The 22,809-nt window shown below is 39.8% G+C and carries 18 protein-coding genes; 2 read left to right on the top strand and 16 right to left on the bottom strand.

Annotated elements, in window-relative coordinates; translation table 11 throughout:
- Both DP117_RS05320 and DP117_RS05315 read right to left on the bottom strand, forming a co-directional pair.
- Positions 1 to 906: a phosphodiester glycosidase family protein gene (locus tag DP117_RS05320; protein WP_169217292.1), complete on the bottom strand. Its 906-nt coding sequence runs from the start codon at positions 904 to 906 to the stop codon at positions 1 to 3.
- Positions 907 to 1,218: 312 nt separating this feature from the next.
- A complete protein-coding gene (locus DP117_RS05315; RefSeq protein WP_169217291.1) occupies positions 1,219 to 1,554 on the bottom strand; it encodes a hypothetical protein in 336 nt (111 codons plus the stop codon).
- 209 nt (positions 1,555 to 1,763) lie between these two features.
- Between DP117_RS05315 and DP117_RS05310 the strand changes: the two genes are divergently transcribed.
- Positions 1,764 to 3,068: a serpin family protein gene (locus DP117_RS05310; protein ID WP_169217290.1), complete on the top strand. Its 1,305-nt coding sequence runs from the start codon at positions 1,764 to 1,766 to the stop codon at positions 3,066 to 3,068.
- Between the two features lie 189 nt (positions 3,069 to 3,257).
- Here DP117_RS05310 and DP117_RS05305 read toward each other — a convergent pair whose 3' ends face one another.
- The 14 genes from DP117_RS05305 to DP117_RS05240 form a co-directional block, all read right to left on the bottom strand.
- Positions 3,258 to 4,691: a sugar transferase gene (locus DP117_RS05305; RefSeq protein ID WP_169217289.1), complete on the bottom strand. Its 1,434-nt coding sequence runs from the start codon at positions 4,689 to 4,691 to the stop codon at positions 3,258 to 3,260.
- 225 nt (positions 4,692 to 4,916) lie between these two features.
- Positions 4,917 to 6,098 carry an endo-1,4-beta-xylanase gene (locus DP117_RS05300; protein ID WP_169217288.1) on the bottom strand — a complete coding sequence of 394 codons (1,182 nt, stop codon included), beginning with the start codon at positions 6,096 to 6,098 and terminating at the stop codon, positions 4,917 to 4,919.
- A 49-nt stretch (positions 6,099 to 6,147) separates the two neighbouring features.
- On the bottom strand, positions 6,148 to 6,918 hold the full coding sequence (locus tag DP117_RS05295) for a WecB/TagA/CpsF family glycosyltransferase (protein WP_169217287.1): 771 nt from the start codon (positions 6,916 to 6,918) through the stop codon (positions 6,148 to 6,150).
- 131 nt (positions 6,919 to 7,049) lie between these two features.
- A complete protein-coding gene (locus tag DP117_RS05290) occupies positions 7,050 to 8,198 on the bottom strand; it encodes a glycosyltransferase family 4 protein (protein ID WP_169217286.1) in 1,149 nt (382 codons plus the stop codon).
- 52 nt (positions 8,199 to 8,250) lie between these two features.
- Complete coding sequence (locus DP117_RS05285) at positions 8,251 to 9,138, bottom strand: hypothetical protein (RefSeq protein WP_169217285.1); 888 nt, start codon at positions 9,136 to 9,138, stop codon at positions 8,251 to 8,253.
- A 72-nt stretch (positions 9,139 to 9,210) separates the two neighbouring features.
- Entirely contained in the window at positions 9,211 to 10,080 is an 870-nt protein-coding gene (locus DP117_RS05280; protein ID WP_169217284.1) for a glycosyltransferase family 2 protein, read from the bottom strand.
- Between the two features lie 91 nt (positions 10,081 to 10,171).
- Positions 10,172 to 11,188 (bottom strand): hypothetical protein, encoded by a 1,017-nt coding sequence (locus DP117_RS05275; protein ID WP_169217283.1) that lies wholly within the window; start codon positions 11,186 to 11,188, stop codon positions 10,172 to 10,174.
- Between the two features lie 30 nt (positions 11,189 to 11,218).
- Positions 11,219 to 12,457: an O-antigen ligase family protein gene (locus tag DP117_RS05270; protein ID WP_169217282.1), complete on the bottom strand. Its 1,239-nt coding sequence runs from the start codon at positions 12,455 to 12,457 to the stop codon at positions 11,219 to 11,221.
- A gap of 42 nt (positions 12,458 to 12,499) precedes the next feature.
- On the bottom strand, positions 12,500 to 13,771 hold the full coding sequence (locus DP117_RS05265; protein WP_169217281.1) for a glycosyltransferase family 4 protein: 1,272 nt from the start codon (positions 13,769 to 13,771) through the stop codon (positions 12,500 to 12,502).
- 256 nt (positions 13,772 to 14,027) lie between these two features.
- On the bottom strand, positions 14,028 to 14,852 hold the full coding sequence (locus tag DP117_RS05260) for an FkbM family methyltransferase (protein WP_169217280.1): 825 nt from the start codon (positions 14,850 to 14,852) through the stop codon (positions 14,028 to 14,030).
- A gap of 50 nt (positions 14,853 to 14,902) precedes the next feature.
- Positions 14,903 to 15,838 (bottom strand): glycosyltransferase family 2 protein, encoded by a 936-nt coding sequence (locus DP117_RS05255; protein ID WP_169217279.1) that lies wholly within the window; start codon positions 15,836 to 15,838, stop codon positions 14,903 to 14,905.
- 114 nt (positions 15,839 to 15,952) lie between these two features.
- Complete coding sequence (locus DP117_RS05250) at positions 15,953 to 17,269, bottom strand: flippase (RefSeq protein WP_169217319.1); 1,317 nt, start codon at positions 17,267 to 17,269, stop codon at positions 15,953 to 15,955.
- A gap of 64 nt (positions 17,270 to 17,333) precedes the next feature.
- Positions 17,334 to 19,547, bottom strand: coding sequence for a polysaccharide biosynthesis tyrosine autokinase (locus DP117_RS05245; protein ID WP_169217278.1), 2,214 nt, complete (start codon positions 19,545 to 19,547; stop codon positions 17,334 to 17,336).
- 89 nt (positions 19,548 to 19,636) lie between these two features.
- Complete coding sequence (locus tag DP117_RS05240) at positions 19,637 to 20,047, bottom strand: hypothetical protein (RefSeq protein ID WP_169217277.1); 411 nt, start codon at positions 20,045 to 20,047, stop codon at positions 19,637 to 19,639.
- Positions 20,048 to 21,212: 1,165 nt separating this feature from the next.
- Between DP117_RS05240 and DP117_RS05235 the strand changes: the two genes are divergently transcribed.
- Positions 21,213 to 22,790: an NAD(P)/FAD-dependent oxidoreductase gene (locus DP117_RS05235; protein WP_339380982.1), complete on the top strand. Its 1,578-nt coding sequence runs from the start codon at positions 21,213 to 21,215 to the stop codon at positions 22,788 to 22,790.
- Positions 22,791 to 22,809: the final 19 nt, after the last annotated feature.

The following is a 22,809-nucleotide window of genomic DNA, read 5'->3' as shown; positions in this document are numbered from 1 at the left end:
TCACTCCAACGCATAAAATCCCAAATGATTACCAACAGGACGCTCACGCATAGGTATTCTAGTATGTATTGGAGCGTTTAACACCTTTGAGCCATTATTGCTTTCCATCACCAGTGTCGTTGATCCACCCCCATCTAAATTCAGTGCTGTATGAGCACCCAAATCTGTGATAATTTTTGTCAATTCAGCAATTGTGATTCCTTCGCTGTAAAGTGGTTGCTTTCCGTCTACTGCAATCAGCCACAGGTTTGTTCCTCCCTGATTAATAGCAGCAGCAACACGCGGATAAGGCTTATCATCTTTAAAATTATTATCAATTGCCTTACCGTCATAAACCAAAAGCTGGCTCCCTGCAACACCTTGAACTGTCCCTTCAGGACACTTCTCACTTTTGTGGATTTGAACACGATTTTGGGCAGAAAAGCACAACACAGGGAAATTTGCTTCGGGTGATGAATAACGATAACCATTAGAGATAGCTTCGCCTATTGGATAAGAAGGATCACCACTGTGAGGATAGTACTCCCAAGGAGACTTTTCGTGGAAATGATGGAAATAGCTGGCATTGATTGCCAATTGTAGCTTAAATTCTTTCAGAAAATCAGACGTTTTGCGTGCGCTCGTTTCTCTATCGCTTGGCTTTGGAAAACCAGGAGTGACAAGTGCTTTTACTCCTGGTGTTTTCAAGTCAATGGTGACAATGTGGATCATTGCTGGACGTGGTGTCGATATAGCATATCGCTTATAAGTAATTCCACGATATAAAACTTGCTCTATATCTGTGCGGGGAGGACGCAGAAAACACTGCCAGCCATAGAATATGAGTGGTGATAATAGTACACTCAATAAACCTATCCCAGTAAGCAGCAACAATCGCCATATGTAAACTTTGTATCTCTGATGCATTGCTTGATGGAAGTAAAGCTATTTTTTGGCGATAGAGCACCTGTCAAAACAATTCAAAATTCAAAATTCAAAATTCAAAATTCAAATAATTTAGTGGGGGCTTGAAATCTAAATTTATTCATTCAAAATTGTTTATTTCTTAATCTTCAATTTTGAATTTTGAGATCGCTGAGTCCCAAGGGAACACGGGCAAGAGACGCAACGCTTCCGCAACGCTACGCTACGGCGTGAATTTTTTTGGTCATACCAACTTCTTCTCAGTTACAAACTGATACAAAAAGCTTTCTTATCCATAAACAACTTGTGTTATGGCTATTTAGGTAAAACGTCAGATGGAACATGGTGAGTTCCACCCCAAATCATTGAACCACCAGTCTTTTTGCGATTTGCAATTGCTGGACGAACAGTATCATACACCTCAGGATACTTCGCTTGTAGTTGAGCATCATTCAATTGAGCATCTAAGACAGTACCGTCTTGAGTGCTAACTGTATATGATAATCCGTTTGGACTGTTCTTGATGGTAATCAGGCGATCGCGCATCACCAGAGTTGTCAAGGATTGCTCCTCTGAAGCACGTGTTGCAGCAGTGGCAAAAAATGCGCTAACTACCAGGATGAGGAGAGTAGTTACTGAAATTCGACGCATAAATATATACTCCTGTACTTCTTGATGAATTGTACTGCTTACCCATTGCCACAATCTTAAATTTAAAATCCCAAGCGTCTAGCTACTGTTGCCAAAATTGTAACAACTGCATGATATCGTTGCTTGAAATACCGTAGTCAAAATAAATAAAAACTTTCAAAACAAAGGTGGTAAAATTAACTATATTATTATTTTTTTAGTAAAATATTATGCCAAAAAATGACGGTGTGCGTTTGGCGAGACGTTACCTTTTGACTGCTGCTAGCGTTGTGCTGATGGGTGTATTAGGGTACTGCCAATTCATGAGTAGTAGCACGAAGGTGGTGGCTGAATCTCCTGTGTCTGAGTTAGAATATAAGATATCGCAAAACACACTCAAGATGGATGATCAAAAACTCGTTGCTGCTAACACTAAGTTTGGCTTTAAACTGTTTTCAGAAATTCTGAAAACAGACGCTGACAAGAATGTTTTTGTTTCTCCTTCAAGTGTAGCGATCGCCCTTGCGATGACTTACAACGGCGCTAGTGGTAGCACACAACAAGCAATGGCTAAAGCACTTGAGTTACAGGGATTGAGTTTGGAACAAATCAACTCCTCTAACGCAGTCTTAAAAGAATTCTTAGAAAACCCCGATCCAAAAGTGCAACTAACAATTGCTAACTCACTTTGGGCAAATCAAAATTTTTCTTTTAAATCAGAATTCTTGCAGACAAACCAGGAATTCTACAAAGCCGAGGTAAGCAATTTAGACTTTAGCGACTCAGGTTCACCTGCTATTATCAATAACTGGGTAAAAGAAAAGACAAACGGAAAGATAGACAAGATTATTGAAACGATTACACCCGATCAAGTGCTATTTCTCATCAACGCCATCTACTTCAAAGGTAGCTGGACAGAGAAATTTGATAAAAACCAAACAGCTAATTATCCCTTTAACTTGATATCTGGCGAGCAGAAACAACACCCGATGATGTCGCAAACGGGTGACTATAAATATTACGAAACAGAAAAATTTCAAGCAGCTAGTTTACCTTATGGCGACAATGGCAGAATCAGCTTTTATATTTTCTTGCCTAAACAGAACTCTAGCCTAACAGCCTTCTCTCAAAACTTGAATACTGAAAACTGGGAACAGTGGATGACTAAGTTCAGCACACGGGAAGGCTTTATTCGCTTACCCCGCTTTAAAATGACTTATAACATTGAACTCAATCAGGCGCTGAAAGCTTTAGGCATGGAGGAGGCTTTCAGCAAGAAAGCAGATTTTTCGGCGATGAGTGAAGAAAAACTCTTCATTGACGGTGTTCAACATAAAACTTTCGTCGAAGTGAATGAAGAAGGTACGGAAGCTGCAGCCGTGACTTCAGTGGGAGTACGCGCAACTTTTGCGGTGTTGAAACCAGAACCATTCCAGATGATTGTTGACCGTCCTTTTTTCTGTGCGATTCGCGATCATCAGACAGGAAGCGTTTTGTTTATGGGTTCGATTGTAAACCCAGAGTCTTCTGACTAGGTGCTTGGAAAAAAATTTTGTAATTTTCCGGAACAGACAAACCTGTGGTTGTAAATAGTATAGTTATAAATATTGTTAGTTGACTTATTTTTTGGACTTTGGACAAATATAAAGAAAGTTAGCGCAAATTAAACGTGAACAATATCTTTTTTGTCCAAAGTCCTATATTTTAGTGCCATTTGTTCATAGTTAATATGCACCTGTCTTTGAAATCACAACTTTGATAGTTTTCAATAAAATTTTCCAATCTAGCCAAAGAGACCAATTTTCAATATAGGCTATATCTAATTTTACTGCATCTTCAAAGTTATCAATATTGGAGCGACCAGAAACCTGCCACAATCCTGTAATACCAGGCAGAACTTCTTGTCGGAGTAGGTGAGATGTCTGGAACTTTTCTACGTCCCTAATGGGAAGAGGGCGGGGACCTACGAGACTCATCTGCCCAAGTACAACATTGAATAGTTGCGGTAATTCGTCTAAACTGTAGCGGCGTAGGAATTTACCAACTCGTGTGACGCGAGGGTCGTCTTTCATTTTAAATAGAACCCCATCTTTGATTTCATTCTTCGCTTCTAGGGTTTTTTGCATTTTTTCCGCATTGGCAACCATTGTACGGTACTTCCAAATCTTGAACTTCTTACAATGCAGACCAACACGCTCTTGCCTGAAAAAGACCGAACCAGGAGAATCTAGCTTGATGAGCAAGGCAATCACCAGATAGACAGGTGAAATTGTGATTAACAAAATAATAGAGCAACATAGGTCAAAACATCGCTTTACCCAAAAACCACTACCTACAATAATTGGTGCTGGAATTGTCAGACAGGGGATTTCAGTAATCCCAATCATCCATAACATGGTTTTAGGGTGACGAAGTACACTCTCGGTTGGGAGTATTCTTAGGATAATGCCAGCTGTCTGGAAACGCCAGCAAACATATAAACGATTCTTAATTGCATTCCAAGAAACAAAAACCTCTACTACCCCTTGGTTGCGAAGATATTCTAATGTTACTTCTCTGTTACCTTTATCAAGGCAGCTAGAGTCAGCAATTCCCTGTACTATGTAGCAATTCTCTTGTTCTATTAACCTACTATAACGCTCTTGCTCTTCCGTTTCAGCAATTAAAAAAGCCGGATAACGAATTGCTCCTTTCTTACGAAGAAATTTAGTGGTGACATCAAAAATAGTGCGCTCAATACAAAGAAAAGCTATAGACGATAACCAAAACAGTAGAAACGTTGAGCGCGAGACATAGCTATCTGGTTCGTAAAGAAAAGCAATCAGCAAAAGGAAAACTTCTGACAGTGAAACGGCTTTGAGCAGACCAAAATAGTTACGACGATGAATACCTGCGTCATATAAACCCTGTGCTGCAATGATGCCTACTTCAATTGTTAAAATTAGCAGTAGGAAAGATGTTTTTTCTGTCCAAGGAGAGTCTAATGGAGTTCCATAAAATACTGCAAACCTCCATGCTAAGGTGAGAGAAATAATATCTAGTAAGATAAGTGTTACTACTCGTAGTAATTTTATAGTTATTCCTCTTTGTATTCTTACGTCTCCTGACCTTAAGTCTCGTTTGAAATTTACTTTTACTGATAGATTTCTACGGGGCATAATTCTCATTTCCTTTGTATCTGTGGTATCAGGTGACTACAAATTAAAAGAATTTAGTTAGATATGGTAGCTTGCACGAAGATATTGGAATTGTTATAAGATAAGTAGCTCCTAAAAAGATTCATAAGATAGAATCATTGCAAAATAGCTTGAAAGCCTAATAAAACCAAGAGGATTTCCCTTTTGCACTAAGAGAAAGAAATAGAATAATTTTCAGTGAAAAATTCAACGTTTTGGAGCATTGTCAAATGCTCTTGCCATCGCATTCCATGCCAATTTGGGTTTGAGGTTTGAGTCCAGTGGCAAGGTACGCACTGGCGCACGGTCTTTCCGGGGTTCATAGGTTGCCAACCAGGTATAGCGATCGCTCAATCCCCAAGTTAAGACGGCAATGACTGCTTTTTCATCGAGAACAACATTAAGATAGTCTTCATAGACACTGGCAACAATGCGATCGCGCACTTTTATATCTTTTGGTAAATCTTTATCGATAACATCCAGTTCCGTCACCAGAATTTTGAGACCAAGACTAGCAACATCAGCAAGAAATTTCCGGAGTTTTTTGGGATTGAACCTAGTTTCGCTGGCATTCAGATGTGCCTGTATACCAAGGGCGTGTAAAGGTGTGCCACTGGTCTTCAAACGCTCCAGCAACTTTAATACAGCTATTCTCTGTGCATTATCTCTAGGCGTGTCATAATCTAACCAGCGGTCGTTATACACAAGCATGGTATGAGGATCTGCTGCTGCTGCCGTTCTAAAAGCAAGGTCAATGTAGCTTTCACCTAAAAACAGCATCCACGGATTGAGACTTAAACCATCTGGGCGGTTACTATATGAAACAGCGATCGCTTCATTGACCACATCCCAGGAGTGAACTTTTCCAGAATAATGCTTGACAACTTCAGTAATGTGTTCCACCAAGATTTTTTCCGCATTCTGGCGGTTCACTACTTCTCCAAACCACTTAGGTAATACTTGCTCCCAGACTAGAGTGTGTCCCCGGAATAACATGCCGTGAGTGCGAGCAAATTCAGCTAACCAATCACCTGGAGTAAAGTCAAACCGATCTGGAGTAGGACGTAGGATTATCCACTTTAATTGATTTTCCGTCACCAAAATTCCACATTCTTGAACATAGTGGGTAGCGAAAGCAATGTCCGAGGAGAGTTTAACTTGCTCGGTTGCTGCTCCATAAATCAATCCTTTAGCAGCAGCACGCTTCTTTAAGGAATTCTGCCCAACCACTGTAAAGTTCCTTCTTGGATTGTCAAGTGCTTGGTTTTGTTGAGCTTGGTAGTTTTGTCGCATAGCTTCAACTGTTACAGATGCTCCAACACCTACTAAACTCGCTAAACCTAACTGTAAGGCGTGTCGCCTCGTCACTAGTCGTCTATTCTTTGACATTTAAAGCACCAATTAAACCTGTGCTGTTTTATCTATATCCTTGAAAGTTCTATCTTGCTTGATCGTAAAAAGCCCACATTTCTCGTAAGAATAGTCTGGCTACAAACCAAGGCTCTAGTAAGTACCGCCGCCAGAGTCTTTTTGGCTCACTTAACAAACGATAAGACCACTCCAAGCCTAATTTTCCCATCCAGCGAGGTGGAGTTGGAACCACTCCAGCTACATAGTCCATGCAAGCACCACTAGTCAAAATGGCATTGGCATGGATATGCTCTAGGTTGTTTAAAATCCAGTACTCTTGGCGTGGCATGCCCATTCCCACCATCAATACATGGGGTTTATAAGCTTTAATTGCTGCTAAGGTAGCAAGGTTGTCTTGGCTATCTTTTCGCATATCAATGTAGCCGTGTGCCGTGGCAATCTGCAAAGGAGCAAACTTCTCCCGCAAAATCCTTGCTCCTCGTTCCGCAACTCCTGGCTTTGAACCAAGGTAAAACACCCGCCAACCGTTTTGAGCAGCCTCTGACATCAAAGGCCATACCCAATCAGCATAGGTGACTCTTTGCTCTCGCTTTAATGCAAAACCAAGCAATCTTCCAAGAAGGATTAAAGGCATACCGTCAATATGTACATAGTTTGCCAAGGCATAGAAGGACCGCATTTTAGGGTCATGATGGTAGATATAAAGGCTATGTAAGTTGTGATTGGCAATTATCCACTTTTGATTTCGCTTAATGGATTCTGCAATTAACGAGTTGAGTTCAGAGATGGAGAGTGCATCTACTTGAACGCCAAGAAATTTTAATGGTGTTTGCTTCATAAAGGCTGCTCCTAAGTTTTTATTTAGTAACCACAAAATAAATTCACCCTAAAAGACAGAAGCTACGATCAAAACTTCGCTTTCAGGGCTAGCAAGCGTGACTATGTAATGAGTTGGCAAGTATTCTCTAGCTAATGCTTTACTGTTTGCATAAAAACCTCAGCAACCATCTGTGCTTTTGCACTCCAAGAGTATTTGTCTCGAATCAGTGTATACGCTGTTTCTGTAAGTGGCTGATATTTCTCCTGGTTTAAGGCGGCATCAAGCACTACATTTGCAAATTCTTCGACAGAGAATCCTGCTATTAAGAGATGTTGTAGATGATGAAATTCCTCTAAACCTCTCAAGCCTTCAGGTGTTGATACTACCAACTTTCTACTGGCGAAATAATCTAGTGCTTTATTACGAGCTCCACCTGCAACTGCCTGTTTTGGGAATGGAAGAAGACCTATGTCTGCATACCTCAGATAAGCAACAAAATCTTTTCTTTCTGGCACAAAACCAACAAAAGTTATGTTCGATGGTAGTGCCTCCTTGATGTCGTTAGCATCACGACCAATAACGACAAAGTGTACCTTTTGCTGATATTCAAGGTACTTAGCTACTTCAATAGCCATAGATACAGACATGTCGTTAGTGGGAAACTGAAATGTTTTGGGAGCCACAACAATAGCTATCTTGGCAGGTCGTAGTGCCTTGTAAGGGTCTATAGCTAGAGGTAACTGAGCATTCAGAAGGTCTTCGGCAACTCCATTACCTATGCAGTAAATATTGTGTGGCTTCTTGGTGTACCACTGCGAGATGAGTTGGGGAGTTAATTCACCGGCAGCAATAATTGGATTACCAGAGAATGTCAGCACTCCCTGAGCAATGTATGTCTTAAGAAATTGCAGAAATTCCTTGAACGGATTTGCAACAGACGACAAGCGGCTCCAGTATTCAAAGGCAGAAAAAGTATGAAAATCTAATACAAGAGAGCATTTTTTCTGTTTTCTGAGTGTGAGTGCAATTAGAGCAGCTAATCCAGGTAGCGTTTCTTGAGCGTATACGATATCGGGACAGAACTCCTCTATACACTTTTGAATAGCCTGAACATATGAACGCAAACTTCTTGAGCCAAGAGATACAGAAGGTGCATAGTTAACTGCTGAACAATCCAAACCTAGCTGACAAACCTCAAAATATTTGACAAGATATTCTCCAAGATAAAACGGTCTAGTAAACGCACCGAATGGTTGACTTGAATCAAGAGTAGAGACGATAAGTAAGCGTTTACCCATAACATATTTGTGGATAGATTTGCAAAACTAGCTCATGAGCAACTGAAAATTTTTAAACTTCTTCCCACGGTAGTTCACCTATATATGGAAAGTTATATTGATTGAGCGATTTTGAACAATCGTCATACAATGAGAGACAGCTATCAACACTTACTTCTGGCAGAATATCTATACCCACATCATTCCTGATGAAGAAAGCATTGAACTGTCTTGTATTTGAACCAACCAATCTATAGCCTAATTTATTACCTAAATTAACAAATGCTCTCAACGATGCTCCACAGTAGTATGCACCGTTAATCACTTTAGCTCTAAAGTTTGAGTCATAGGGGACAGTAACAGATTTTTCTGCTCCCCAATAAGTGTTGTATTCAAGGACAACAACTCTGGGTTTAATACAATTAAGTGACTTCCATAACCAGTAGTCTATTCCGTCCAAATCCAGTGATAAGAGATCTATTTCACCTTCAAACCCGTGATTAACTATAAGTTCATTAACATTTTCAGCCGTTATCCAGGCTTGTACTAGTTGAGGAGGATTGTTACTTGTAGTTTTTATGAAGTTATATATTTTCTTACCGATTTTTAGCTGTGCAGCATCTCCATCAAATAATAGCCCTTTCCAACCATGATTAATGATGAGATTTGCTGCATTACACTCGACACCATCTCCACAACAAATTTCTACTACTTTTTTATTTGTCGTGCCAATCAGAGAGAATATATACAGCAAAAAACCATCTTCATCAGTTTGTGAATAGGTATGAAAGCCTACTTCATGAAATTTTGGAAGAGCCTTTGCATCTGCCAGTTGTCGATACTGATTCATTAAAATCAGCTGGTCAAGCTGTCGCTCATTGATTAGCTTGACGCTATTCAATACGCGATAAAACTTTTCCTTAGCAACAGCTTTTATTAATCTTTCTGTTTGTTTTAGCATTTGCTATTTTTCGCAGTTTTTATTGTACCTAAATCCAAATAAGCTAAAAAAGTATCAAGGTGAGCTAAATTTTTAAGTTTTCTCAGCAAATGTGGGAGAGGCTGCTAAATTTTTGTAACCAATTACTGCACGTATATAAGGTAAGAACCAATAAGCAAACCAGAATGGACCAGAGTGCCGACTACAAAATACAGTCCAGGGTTTGAATGGAAATCCTTTAACTTGAACTACCTTTTTCAAACGTTCTAACAGAGGTGAATCGGTATCTGCCCAGCTATTGCGGACTGAGTTCTTGGTACAGGTACCGACATAACCTGGTGCAACCCATATAGAACAGCCTAGTTTCCGCGCTCTTAGACCATAATCAAGGTCCCCAAAGCTATGAATAAATGCAGCGTCTAAGTTTCCTACTTTTCTGGCTACAAACTGCGAAATCAACACACAATTACCGTACATAGTGTCGCATTCTTGGAGAAGCTCAGAGGGTTCTAAAAATTCAAACTTATTGGAGTACCAACGCTTTGACCTTACTGCACCGCCGTACGTAGGTTTTCCTGTTAGTGGGTCTTTTGTTGAACCTACCACTATGGAGCTAGAATGACTATGCTCGGATAAATCTCTATGGATAGCTAAGAGATGCTCAAGGATGCCTGATTCAAGAATTGTGTCATCATTTAACCAAAGATAGTACTCATACCCCCTTTGCATAGCTTCAGCGAATGCTAGCCTCATTCCTCCAACCCAAAACAAATTCCCATTACCCTTAAGAATGTGAACTTGTGGATAGGAAGCCTTAATTGCATCTGAAGTGCCGTCAGAACTACCATCATCAGTTAAGTAAACATCAAAAGGCTTTGTCTGTTGATACAATGCACGCAGACAGGCAAGAGTTATATCGCGCCTGTTATAACAGGTCATAATGACTGCCAATGGCTGCTTCATAAGTTATTAGTTCTCCAATTACATCAAACCTCAACCTACTCCAGATTGAAATTAAACTAATATTTCATTAATCTGATTTAAGGACGTTCTTTTATAGTTTTGCCATGCGTTCTATCCAAGTACTTAAGTTAATATTAAAATTCCAATTTTGCATTTTGTTTTCGACTTTTCGTAATTGCAATATATATCGGTGTAAAACTGGTTGATATGGCATATTGTGTCTCATAACTCCTTCGCATAGCCATTGATATTTTTCTGACTTTGTTTCAAGGTTTTTTAAATTTAATAGCTGTTTTTTCCAATCCTGATAATAAAACATATTAAAATAATGAATTGACGCAATTTTCTCAAAACTGTTTATTTGTGCTTGCTTGGATAACCGATTATGCAACGGCAACGGGTAACTATAACCAAAAGAAAAGTTAAATACGTTCTCTTCTAAGGAACATAATGTAGCAGAAAAAACTGACTGTTCAACAAAATAATTTCCCTGAGGAGGGCTAATCTTCAGATACATTACTTTTTCAAAATTTTCCTTACAAGCAGTAAGGATACCAGCATTTCTTCTCACAGCTAGCAATCCAGAATTCCAGTATCCTCTAATTCTTTTGTTACCAATTGGTGTGTTGACAAATATCTCACGTTTAACACCAAGCACTTCATACAGTTTCTTCCAGTACTCATCTTGAGGGTCTTGACTACCAGTAGAGCCAATACCTTTACCATACTCAGGACGTATAGCAACATTACAACCTGGTGGAAGTAAAAACTCTTTAGGCTCAGAGAAAAAGCATTTGTCACTATCTAGAAAGACCAAAATGTCTGCATCTATCGTCTGTTCTGCATAGGCAAAAACTAGAGGCTTATTTGCCAAATAGAAGTGATGGAAATCTGTATTTATGGGAAGTTGTTGATGAATAACTCCTAAGGCTTCAAATGCTTTCCTAGTTTGGATAGAAATTGGTTCACCGACTCTGGGATGAAAACTGTATATAGGTGTATCTTTTAAGTTTCCGCAGAATTTACGAATACTTTCTGCTAAAAGTAGAGATTGTCCTTCTAAACGACCAGGTTCTGTGCAAATAAAAAAAGCTATAGGTATTGACATCTTGTATTTTCTCCTTAATTCTCGATTAGCTTATCCTGAATGAACATATACTTTTTTGAAGTTGCGTTTTCTTTTAATTGTCTCAAATTCAATAGCAGTTGATAGAGATGTTGAGATATAAATGCAACAATATGAACTAGCACCTGACATAATGAAGTTAGTATCCGCCATACTGGCGACACTAATAAATATCAGTAATTGCAGATACCAAACAAATTCTATTTTTTGAGTATAACGTAACAGAATAAGTGCTTTGATGAATACAATTACTAAACTAATTGCATATAGGAACAAACCTATGAAGCCTAAATTCAAGAATAATTCTAAATAACTGTTATGAGAGTTAAAGCCTGTTTCACGCAACCCAGACCATGTATTAATCATGATGTAGATACCAGCATCTGAATTCCAGAAGGCGTTATACCCGTAGCCTAGCCAAGGTTTTTCCATTCCCTTCTCAATAGCCAATGTCCATATTGGTGTGCGTCCGTTAAATTCAAGATTTTTTCCAAGAATATCAACTAAAATAGTTTCCAAATTACCTAAAATAAATATGGCTGTAACGCCCACCAAAACGCATACTATGCCCAGAAAAATCACCCGCAGTTTATAATGCTGTTTAACAAGCTGATAAAGAGGCATTAGTGACAGTAACAGTAATATGTTGACTAAACTACCAGAACTGTGAGCCAGTATAATAAGGCTAACCGCAAGACCAAATCCGATCCAAACCAACCAGTTCTGCCTTCGTTGTTTGAAAGCAGTAAGCAAAAAAAGGATGGCTGCTAGACTCATTGTGTAACCTAAAAAGTTTTTGTAAGTAAAGATACCTGTCCATCCTTCTTTATCTATTCCGTAACTTGGTATAGCTAAGGCAACTGCTAAACTTAAAATTGCTGCTATGCCAAACACCCAAGCAAATATTTTCATCTGATCCTTAAGGCTATAGCGAGTAGCAAAGTATGCCCCAAACATCAACATACGCAACAAACCGCCAACACCTTTTAAGGTCATTGTGTGATCGCCAGACCACAAAATAGAAGCTAGAGCAGTTCCAATAAAGAGCAACAAAGGTATGTCTCTAGTAGCAACATAGGGTAAACGCTTCCAGCGTAAAATAACCAAAATAGCAATAATTGGATAGCTTAGAGCATTCAGCAACGTGGTGAAAGGTGATGGTAGCTTAACACCCATGAAATACAGAAGCCAGATTACGGAGACTCCAACTTCTAAGTTCCTCACCCAGCGATTCATCAATTGATTGTTCATTTGCATTTATTAGTAATTAAAATAAGAAAAAATTACTAATATTCAGTGTTTTGATACCTCAAATTCCATCACAAGAGATTTAAAAAGAGATAAGTAGCGACGCGCTTGAATTTCCAAGGTAAATTCTTGTTCTGCTTTCTCACGGGCGCGGTACGAAAGTTTCTGATGGCGCTCTTTGTTCTCTAGCACCCAAGCAATTCCACCAGCCAAATCTTCTATTTTGTAAGGTTGAGCTAAGTAGCCATTTTTCTGGTGTTCAATCATATCTGGCATACCACCAATGTCAAAAGCAACACAGGGTGTGCCACAAGCGATCGCCTCCAACACAGTATTTGGCAAGTTATCTTGAACTGACGGTGCAATGAAAACGTCTGCGGCTGAATAGGCTAATGCTAAGGATAAATCATCGCTTAACACACCCAAATAATGAGACTTAAAACCGAAGTTAGTGGAGCTTTCTGCCTTGGAAGAACCAAAAACAACCAATTCCAGTCTATCTTTCCACCCAGATTCATTCAATTTGTGAAGTGCTGGTTGCAATAGGTGAAATCCCTTTCTTTTATCGCTGGTTGCTTGCAGTGCCCCAAAAAGAAGAAGCTCTTTATCTTGAGGCAAATTGAGTAGCGATCGAGCAACCTGTTTGTTTATTGGTCTATACTTTTGAGTATCAAGACCATAGGGAATCACCTCAACTCGCCTTTCTTTCAATAGAGAACTTACTTTGACACATTGAGCAAGCCAAGAGCTAGGAGTGACAATGGTTAAATTTAAGTTTTTCCATGCCTTGGCTTTGCGCTGCCATACCCAACGAGATAAATCCCAATTTTTACTACTACCAAGTTGAGGACAAGCACCACAGGAAGCTGTGTAGCGATCGCAGTCTTGATTGTAGTGGCATCCTCCAGTAAATGCCCACATATCGTGAAATGTCCAGACTATGGGTTTATTAAATTTGGCAATTGTTTCAATCTGCAAGTAACCAGCACTCACCCAATGTAAGTTAATGATATCTGGAGCAAGTTGAGCAATTTTAGAGTGGATTGTGTCTGGAAGCCATTGAGGAGAAAAAGTAGTACTGACACGATTGTTGTAAAACTTTAAAGGTACTTGATCTAAAACCAATCTCAAGCCAGTGACAACTTGTCCGATTCCAGATACAGCTCGTGAGCCAATGACTGCTTGATTGTCACTGTTTTTGACTTGCACTAGCATCTGAGAGTTAAAATTAATGTCCTGAAGACCTTGATGCAGTCGATAAGTAGCACGAGCAGCTCCACCAGAAATATCAGAATTGCTGAGTATCAGAGCCTTCATGGTTTAATCACTTCCATAAATTGGAAATCAGATTTGGGAACTTTTCCCTCGAGCACACCCGTGCCGTAGGTCTGACAAATCAGAAATACCGTTTTCATCACTCTGCTCTTCAAGGTCTTTTGGATTGATGAGCACAAGTTTTCAGTGTTTCCATGTAAAAATACGGGGCAATAGCAATCCATCCAGGTATAAAGACTCATTGGAGCCACACTATATTGTAAGTATGTAACAGATTTGATATGACTGCATATAGATATTAAGTTTCTTTCCAACCAAAAATGTTCAGTTGCAAATCAAAGCCTGCATATGTTTTTAAGTCAATAAATGGCGAAATACTCTCCATGGCATTATGGATATGCAATCTGAATCCAGCATTTGATAGTATGCTAATAATTTGATCAAGACATTGCTTGGTTCCCACTTTTGAGTGATATTCTACAAATATAAATTTAATATCCGATAAGAAATCCTTACATCTAGGCAAAACAAATTCTTCTGCCCCTTCTATGTCCATTTTGATAAAGTCAAACTTCTTTTCAGTTAAAATCTGTACGATATCAACAGTCTTAACTTTTAAAGTGTTCTTATTTTCAATTTTCGCATCAATATGTCCTGCATCCGCTCCGTCAGAAACGAAATTCAGAGTCGTGTTTTCATACCAAACAGCTTTATTAACGAGTTGAACATCCTTGTATCCATTGCCATATACATTTTTTTCTAAATAATTAAATATCTTAGGATCGGCTTCAAATGCTGTTATCTCAGCTTCCGGATACAAAGACTTAAAAAATAGAATACTTAAACCAATATTTGCTCCAATATCTAATATTTTAGGTTCAAGATTAGCAGACTTAAAATTATAGATTTTTTGCCAAAAAATTTCTTTATATGAATGTATAAAAGATGCTGAATCAGGGATTAACAAATTCCAGCCGTGAACATTCACTTGACAATCATTATAACGCGGTAATCTCCCTAGTTTTGATTTGAGCAGGTTATAGGTAAAATACTCCTGCTGGTTTAGCATTTTGTATATATGCTTTAATGGTTCAAAGATTATCGGTTGGATAATGCCACTCATAATAAATTGCTCACAATAAACAAATAATAACAAATTACTAAACTAAAGAATTACTTCGTCATCTTGTTTAGAATTCTTATACTTTTGTTAACAGCACGCAAAAGTATATTTGGCTGATACTGATAATGAGTCTTTTGGGTAAAATCATCTGCTTGAGCATGGCGAATTATAAATGATGGATGCTGTAAGGGAAAACACATTTCTTGTGTAGGAATATTAGAGAGAGGGCTGGTGCTATCTTTTGTGTTAGTAGCTTCTGAACCAAAACCAAGATTGGTAATTAAATTAACATTGGGAACGATAGACAAACCATTATTAATCCAACAAGCCAATATCCATTGGTAGTCCCAAGTACTAATTTTTTCTTGATAGGTTTCTTGAAACTGTTTGAACCAAAATTTCACAGTTTTAGGTTCTCCTAATATAAATTTAAGCCATTCACCATCCCGAATTTTTGGCCAAAGCTTCATTTCAATATCATAATGCTGCCAAGCTCGTCTCCATGATGCCCAGCCCCAAGTATGGGGATAGCGGGAAAAGTAATAGCTATGCTCTGTGCGTTTACGCCCAAACTGGAAGTTGTTTCCAGAAATGAGCATTATCCGTTCGTCATCGCGATAATAATCTAGCAACTCTTCACAATATCTAAAAAAAGTAGGATGTGGCAAAGTATCATCTTCGAGAATAATTGCTTCCTCAACAGTCTTAAAAATCCAATCAAATCCGCTGGCTTCGCGCTTCTTCATCCCCATATTTACGTCTGAATAGTTTTTCAAAACTTCACAGTCCCAATCAACGCGATCAATAATTGCTCGGGTGGCAGCGCACTTGTCTGCTTCACCAGGTCGATCTGTGCGAGGTCCGTCTGCAATCACCAAAAGCTTAGGAGGTTTTGCTTGGCGAATTGCTTCAAATACTCTCTCCGTAGATTCAGTCCGCTTGAAAATGAGAAAAGCAACGGGCGTTTTCAGCTGAAAATTATGCATTACTTTCACTTGATTTGAAACAGCTTTTATAGATTAATGAGAATGTATAACGAAAAAATAAGCACTTGGAAAACCCTCAAAATAGTCTTTTCTACATGCCATGAAAAGTCAGGATTAACGCATCATAATAAGAGATTGAATCTGAAGCCTAAATATTTTACGGGTCTTGGGATGAATAACATTGCTTAAAAATGAGGCAAAGCCGTAAGAAATTACGGTAGCAATTGCTGCACCAAGTCCAGCGTAAGAAGGAATAAGAAATAGATTTAACACCACATTGATAATTGCTCCCATAAAAGTTATGTACATAGAAAGGTGAGCCAAACTCTCAGCATTAAACCAAGGTGATATAGCAAGTCCCATAAAGACGAACAACGCAGCCCAGATATGAATTGCCAAAATAGGTCCTGCTCCTGCATAAGCATTACCAAACAGCATAGAAGTTATTGTTCCTGACAAGAATGTCATTGGTAAGGCAATTACCAGAGAAAGCAATACCAGCAAACGAAGTAATTGCCCTATGCGCCGATAATACAAATCTTCACTTATTTGCTTTGCTGCATAAATTGAGGGAGAGACTGAAGAAGTGATGGCTGTTGGAATAAAATACCAAACCTCAGAAATACGAGTTGCAGCTGAGTAAATACCTACAGCATTATCTCCAACCATTTGCCCTAGCATAATTAAATCAATTTTCATGTAAATGAGAATGGCTAAACTGGAAAAAATGTAAGGCCAGCTTTCCTTGAGGAGAGCCTTAGCAAGAGGAAAATTCCAACCCCGCACCAATAGTGGGTGACCCTTGACTTTGTAAATGATCGCTAAACCCACAGCACCCAATCCAATCTCTGCCAAACTCGCCCAAGCGAAAGCAATCAATGATGCATGCATCTTAATCAAAGCGACTTTGATTAGAGTAATGATTACAAATGCTGTATTTTTAGCAACTACTGTATACTTTGATTGCACTTGAGACTGAAACCAAAGATCAATTGTGTCCAAAGCCTGAAAAATTCCTGCGGTTGCTAAAATTGCTACTAACCAGATAGTCAAGTTTTCATCCTGACGTATCAAACAGATAAAACTAACTGATAACAATAGAGAGCCAACTCCACCAAGTAGTTTCAGCCAGAAAGTTGTTCCTAAAATTTGCTTCCTGTGCGATGAGTCTCTCACAAGATCGCGAACTACCACGTTGTCTAACCCTAAGGTGGCAAATGGACTGAACAGGGAGACAAAGGCAATTGCGTAGTTTAAAAGACCATACTGCTGCACTCTTAAGTAACGTGCAATCCAGACTCCAATCAGAAGACCCACACCCATGCGAAGAATGCGGTCAGTAAATAGCCAACCTGTATTTGCAATAATCGCACGTAGCCGAGAATTAGATTTGAGAACTGATAACTTCTGAATGTTGAACTTACGTAGCATCAAATTTGTTGTAGTTTGTCGAAATCGTTGCTTTTTGAGCGTAAATACACAGTGAGCCTGTGCATTAAACATCCTCCTTTCGTATAAACCCTGATGTATTTATTTCTGTAAGTACAGAATTTCCAGGTGCAAAACCTGCCTCAGTCGAATCTTTCGTGTAATAGAAATAGCTGTCAGGTTCACGTTTCACGTTCACGCCGTTAATCACCATGCCCAAAACATTTTGACCGGACTGATTCAGAAACTCTTTAGCCGCATTGGCACTGCTATAGTCACTTACCCCAGGACGAACTACTAATAAGATGCCGTCAGATAGCTTGCTTAAAACAGCAGCATCCGCTGTTCCTGCTAAAGTTGGGGTATCAAAAATGACGAAGTCGTATTCTTGTGCAAAAGAAGCGACTAATGCAGCCATCCGCTTGGAATCTAGCAGCGCTACTGGGTTAGGAGGCAAAACTCCAGAGGGAAGAACGTAGAGGTTGGGCATGACTTCCTGCACAGCTGTATCTATGGGAAGTTGATCAACAATGATATTAGACAGACCCACTGCATTCGTCATGTCCCAGACATGATGCTGGACTGGATGACGCATATCCGCATCCACCAACAGTACCCGACGCCCCACTTGAGCCATTGCCACAGCTAAATTTGCAGCCACCTCAGACTTTCCCTCTTTGAAGGCGGAACTCGTAACCACAATCGCTTTTGGCTTTTTATCCGAACTCAAGAACTTCAAGTTCGCTTGCAACATTTGGTATGCATCACCCACAGGAAAGTGGGGAATATCCCTACCAATCACTTTGGGAAGAGAATAACTCTTTTTGCCACTCCTACTTACTGAAGGAATGACACCCAGCAGGGTGTATTGGAATAATTCCCTGGCTTCTTTAACCGTCTTAACCGAGCGGTCGATCAAATCTAAACTGAAGGCAGCAATTACACCAAGCAAGATACCAGCAACTGCCCCACCGCCGATAATCAGTTTCTTTCGAGAACCAGACGGTAGATCGGGTACCAAGGCAGGGGAGATGACACGGGCATTTCCAATATTTTGGTTCTCTGCTACCCGGATCTCTTGCAGTCTCGTCAAAAGAGTTTCGTAAGTCGTTTGAGCTGCTTTCAGATTCCGCTCAAGCTGTCGCTGTGTCTGTTCTAGCTGAGGCAAAATGTTTGCTCGTTCTTTGTAGGCAGATCTTTCATTATGTAGTGTAGTAATTTGTCTTTCTAAACCGACACGCTCTGCCTCAGAGCGAGCAAAATCCTGAATTAGCTGTTGTCGCAGTTCTCCAATCTGTAAATTACCCATACTAACTTGCTGTTTGCTGCCAAGAACCTGCTCTGTCCGCTGTTGTAGCAAGCTCTTAAGAGCAGCAATTTTTTCTGACAAATTAATAATAGTAGGGTGTTCTGGCTGTAAACGGGTTTGCTGAACCGCAAGCTGGCTTTGAGCTTCCTGAAGCTGTTCCAGTAGTTTTTGAGTTCCAGGTATTTGACTCAACTGTGCAACGGTTACAGCTTGCTGTGAATCAACCTTCGCCTGATTCTGTAACTTTTGCGAGCGAGCAATAGCATCAGCTCGTTTAGCTTGGGCTTGAGAAATTTCCTCTTCTAACTTGGAAATCCGATTGACTGATGCAGTTGCTTCTTCTTGCAAAGCGATTACTTTATTTTTCTCTTTGAATCTACGCAAGGCTGTCTCTGCTCTTCTTACGGCGTTTTCAGTATCGGGAAGCTGCTGACTAATAAACTTGCCAGCTGAGGCAGTCTCAGCCCGATTCGCCTCTATGTTATTCCTGATATAAATCTCGATAACTTTGTTGACGACTTCTGCAGCTAGCTTAGGATTTTTATCTGTATAGGAAATTTGCAGGATATCAGTTCCTTTTACACTTTCTATTTTAAGTCTTTTAGTAAAATCTCGGATTTTAAGCCGTTTGCCTTTGTCATCTTTGAGAGCAAGTGAATCAATTGTTTCCTCAATAACTGGAACAGATGCAACTATTTTTGCCTGAGTATCTAACGGATTGTTTGTCAAAGCCAAAGATTCAAGCCGTCCTATAGCTCCTATAGCTTCCCCTAACCCTGTTAGTGAGGAAGTTTGATTCGTCTTAATCAGGAGATTTGCCTCTGCCTTATATGTAGGTTTCAATGAGAGTGCATATAAAGATGCAAGGGTAACAACTGCTCCAAAAACTCCTACCCCAGATACCCAGCGTCGTTGCAGAACCTGCAAATATTTTTGAAAATCAATTTCTTCAAATTTTGATAGATCATCCATACTAGCAGATATTAATCCTACTGATACATTCAATTGCGATACGCGCAGCGTCAAGCCTCCGGCTTATCGCAACTGACTCAACCTCTGAATCAAAGATCCTTGCCGTTATATCCAACTTTCCGTGCATGTCGGCGAGTAAACTCACCAACCGAAGGATTTCCTTCGAGATGAATGACGCCCACTGCTTGTCGCCAAAGTTCTGGTGATGCTACTGATACGTGATAGATGCAAGCCTGCTTTTTGACGTGATACCACTTTGATTCATTACACTGCTCACACCAGAATGCTTCCAACCATTCACAGTCTAAGGAAATTGCAGTCTTTTTCGCCATTAACATTAAGGCCTTTTGTCTGCTGATTCCCCGTTGGTGTAGTTGTTCGGCGCGATCAGCAAACAATGGATACTTTTGACTCATGCTGTTGAGATAGCATTGATGAGTTGGACAATAAATAGCTCGTCGCTTTGAACGTTTGCGATTTCTGTCACACCTTTTGTGCAATTCGATCTCCCTTAAATATTTCTAATTTCAGTTACACTATCTCCGCAATTCGACCTTCTTATTAGTGGACGCACGACAAAAAAGGTTACGTTGGAGGGACTGAGATCACAAAGACCATCGAAGCCCAACTCCGCGCATCAATAATGCGCTGTTGAATGATAGTGACTCCTGACAAGCCTAGGAGTCATGTCTTAATTTTTTCTTTTTATATAAAGGTATTGAGAAAATTGTTTCCAGTGAATTGATCAGGCAGTATCTATTATCTATTTATGATTTATAATGCTCGTTTGCACTGGCTACTAAGAGTAGTCTGTAGGTAGACGTAAATGTAAAAAACCCTGGGTAGATAAATGTAAAGGTAACAACCCCAGTAATTAAATCAATAACACAAGAAACCAAGCTAGTTGACTGAAAATCAACAGAATCTAAGGTAGAGCAAGACCCATAAGCTTACTTCCAAGAGACTGCACCAATGACGGACAATCGTCCAAGGAAATGCTTTTTCCGTATTATCACCTAAGATAAATATACTATACTGTTTTCTGAATTGCAACAATTTCCTTCGATTATTTTAGGCAGTAATTTTACCAGGTTACATTTTTCCACCTAATATAAGCCAACACAAAACACAACCTGACTTTTCCCGTTAAGTCTCAAAAAGCTTGATTACAAAGGGTTTAGGAGAAAGCACAGCCTATACGGTACAGTCATTCCAATCGGATGCTAAAGGTGACAAGTCATGTTGGATCCCACATTCCGCACCCGAATGTGTAGCACTCGGTTATCATTGAACTACATTCAATCAAAAAGAATAAAATAATACTTTTTTCAAAAAAAATTACAATAGTAAGCTGCGGGTTTCCTTTCAAGCAGATAATATATTATGTTAATAAGCCAAAATTAATTATTATTCCGAGTCCAGCAAGTATTAATACTTAAAACATAGAAAAATCCTACGTTTACTTCTTTATCCAAAGTCTAATTATTTATAACTAAACATCTATATGAGCTGAAGGGGATATAACCCCACTCTAGTATTGAAAACCCGGTGACCATAATCGGGTTTTTGGCATAATGTGCAATTCTGTTGCCGCCTCTTAATAATTGTTACAGTAGGTTACAATACGCTTGAATTATGCGTAAAGACTAGCACGGAATAGGATAAGTGAAAAATCAGACTTCTTCTGAAACTGCATCTATCTTAGGTAATAAAGATACAGATATTATTGTTATTGGTAGTGGTATTGGTGGTTTAAGCTGTGCAGCTCTTCTGGCGCGATATGGTTTTGATGTCACAGTTTGCGAAAGTCACTCAATCCCAGGTGGTGCGGCGCATGCTTTTGAGCGTGATGGATTTCAATTCGACTCAGGTCCATCGCTCTATTCTGGATTATCTTACAGTCCTTCTGCCAATCCTCTCAGACAAGTGCTAGATGCAATAGGTGAGGAGTTACCTTGCAAAACTTACAATACATGGGGATGCTGTTTACCAGAAGGAGATTTTGACACCTCAGTTGGTGATGACCAGTTTTGTGAAGTGCTAAAACGGTTTCGTGGTGATGAAGCTGTCGCTGAGTGGCGTACACTACAGCGTGTGATGGAACCACTAGCGCGTGCTGCAACTGCACTACCACCAGCAGCCTTGCGTTTTGATATTGGCGCGATTATGACTGTAAGCAGATTTGCCCCGTCTTTATTCCAACATATTGCAGATATTCCCAAGCTTACGGGACCGTTTAGCCGAATTATGAACGGTGTCATCAAAGACTCTTTCATACGTAACTGGCTTGACTTGCTGTGTTTTCTTCTCTCCGGACTACCAGCAGATGGAACCAGCGCCGCAGAGGTAGCATTTATGTTTGCAGATTGGTATCGACCAGGCGTTGTGCTTGACTATCCTATCGGTGGGAGTGGTGCTTTAGTTAACGCTTTAGTACGGGGACTGGAACGCCACGGGGGTCAATTGATGTTGAACGCTCATGTTGAGCAAATTTTTGTAGAAGAAAAGCGTGCGGTAGGTGTGGGTTTGCGTGGTGGGAAACAAATAAAAGCGCGTCAAGCAGTCATTTCTAATGCATCGGTATGGGATACACTCAAGTTGCTTCCACAAGGAGTCTTACCAAAACAATTTCAGGAACAGCGACAAGCAACACCTGAGTGCGATAGTTTTATGCATCTCCATCTAGGTATTGATGCACAAGGATTGTGTTGCGACCTTGCGTGTCATTATATAGTTGTTAATAACTGGGAAAACGGTGTAACAGCTCCTCAAAATGTCGTCTTGGTATCTATTCCCTCGGTTTTAGATCCCTCATTAGCACCACCCGAAAAGCACGTCATTCACGTTTACACTCCTGGAAACGAACCTTACGACTTGTGGAAAGGAATGAACCGAAAAAGTGAGGAGTATGCGCAACAAAAGCAGTTGCGTGCAGAAGTTATGTGGCAAGCTTTAGAACGAATCATTCCAGATATTCGCTCGCGTTGCGATGTCACACTGGTTGGTACACCACTGACGCACGAGCGTTTTCTGCGACGCCACAGAGGTTCATATGGTCCAGCAATTCCGGCTGGAAAAGGTTTTTTTCCTGGTTCTAGTACACCTATTCCAGGACTTTTGTGTTGTGGAGACTCAACTTTTCCTGGTATTGGTTTACCCGCAGTCGCCGCTAGTGGGATGATGACTGCAAATACACTCGCACCACTACACAAGCATGTCCAAATGCTTCAGGACATTGGTTAGTTCATAATAAATTTAGGTG

The sequence above is a fragment of the Brasilonema sp. UFV-L1 genome, from assembly GCF_012912105.1.
GTDB lineage: Bacteria > Cyanobacteriota > Cyanobacteriia > Cyanobacteriales > Nostocaceae > Brasilonema.
Note: the sequence above shows the minus strand (reverse complement) of the source record. Positions and strands in the feature narration are given on the sequence as shown.

Coding starts and splice junctions, on each gene's coding strand:
- DP117_RS05245 (WP_169217278.1), bottom strand. CDS start 19,547: ATGGATGATCTATCAAAATTTGAAGAAATTGATTTTCAAAAATATTTG.
- DP117_RS05315 (WP_169217291.1), bottom strand. CDS start 1,554: ATGCGTCGAATTTCAGTAACTACTCTCCTCATCCTGGTAGTTAGCGCA.
- DP117_RS05280 (WP_169217284.1), bottom strand. CDS start 10,080: ATGAAGCAGCCATTGGCAGTCATTATGACCTGTTATAACAGGCGCGAT.
- DP117_RS05300 (WP_169217288.1), bottom strand. CDS start 6,098: ATGTCAAAGAATAGACGACTAGTGACGAGGCGACACGCCTTACAGTTA.
- DP117_RS05290 (WP_169217286.1), bottom strand. CDS start 8,198: ATGGGTAAACGCTTACTTATCGTCTCTACTCTTGATTCAAGTCAACCA.
- DP117_RS05270 (WP_169217282.1), bottom strand. CDS start 12,457: ATGAACAATCAATTGATGAATCGCTGGGTGAGGAACTTAGAAGTTGGA.
- DP117_RS05295 (WP_169217287.1), bottom strand. CDS start 6,918: ATGAAGCAAACACCATTAAAATTTCTTGGCGTTCAAGTAGATGCACTC.
- DP117_RS05265 (WP_169217281.1), bottom strand. CDS start 13,771: ATGAAGGCTCTGATACTCAGCAATTCTGATATTTCTGGTGGAGCTGCT.
- DP117_RS05320 (WP_169217292.1), bottom strand. CDS start 906: ATGCATCAGAGATACAAAGTTTACATATGGCGATTGTTGCTGCTTACT.
- DP117_RS05260 (WP_169217280.1), bottom strand. CDS start 14,852: ATGAGTGGCATTATCCAACCGATAATCTTTGAACCATTAAAGCATATA.
- DP117_RS05285 (WP_169217285.1), bottom strand. CDS start 9,138: ATGCTAAAACAAACAGAAAGATTAATAAAAGCTGTTGCTAAGGAAAAG.
- DP117_RS05250 (WP_169217319.1), bottom strand. CDS start 17,269: ATGCTACGTAAGTTCAACATTCAGAAGTTATCAGTTCTCAAATCTAAT.
- DP117_RS05305 (WP_169217289.1), bottom strand. CDS start 4,691: ATGCCCCGTAGAAATCTATCAGTAAAAGTAAATTTCAAACGAGACTTA.
- DP117_RS05275 (WP_169217283.1), bottom strand. CDS start 11,188: ATGTCAATACCTATAGCTTTTTTTATTTGCACAGAACCTGGTCGTTTA.
- DP117_RS05310 (WP_169217290.1), top strand. CDS start 1,764: ATGCCAAAAAATGACGGTGTGCGTTTGGCGAGACGTTACCTTTTGACT.
- DP117_RS05255 (WP_169217279.1), bottom strand. CDS start 15,838: ATGCATAATTTTCAGCTGAAAACGCCCGTTGCTTTTCTCATTTTCAAG.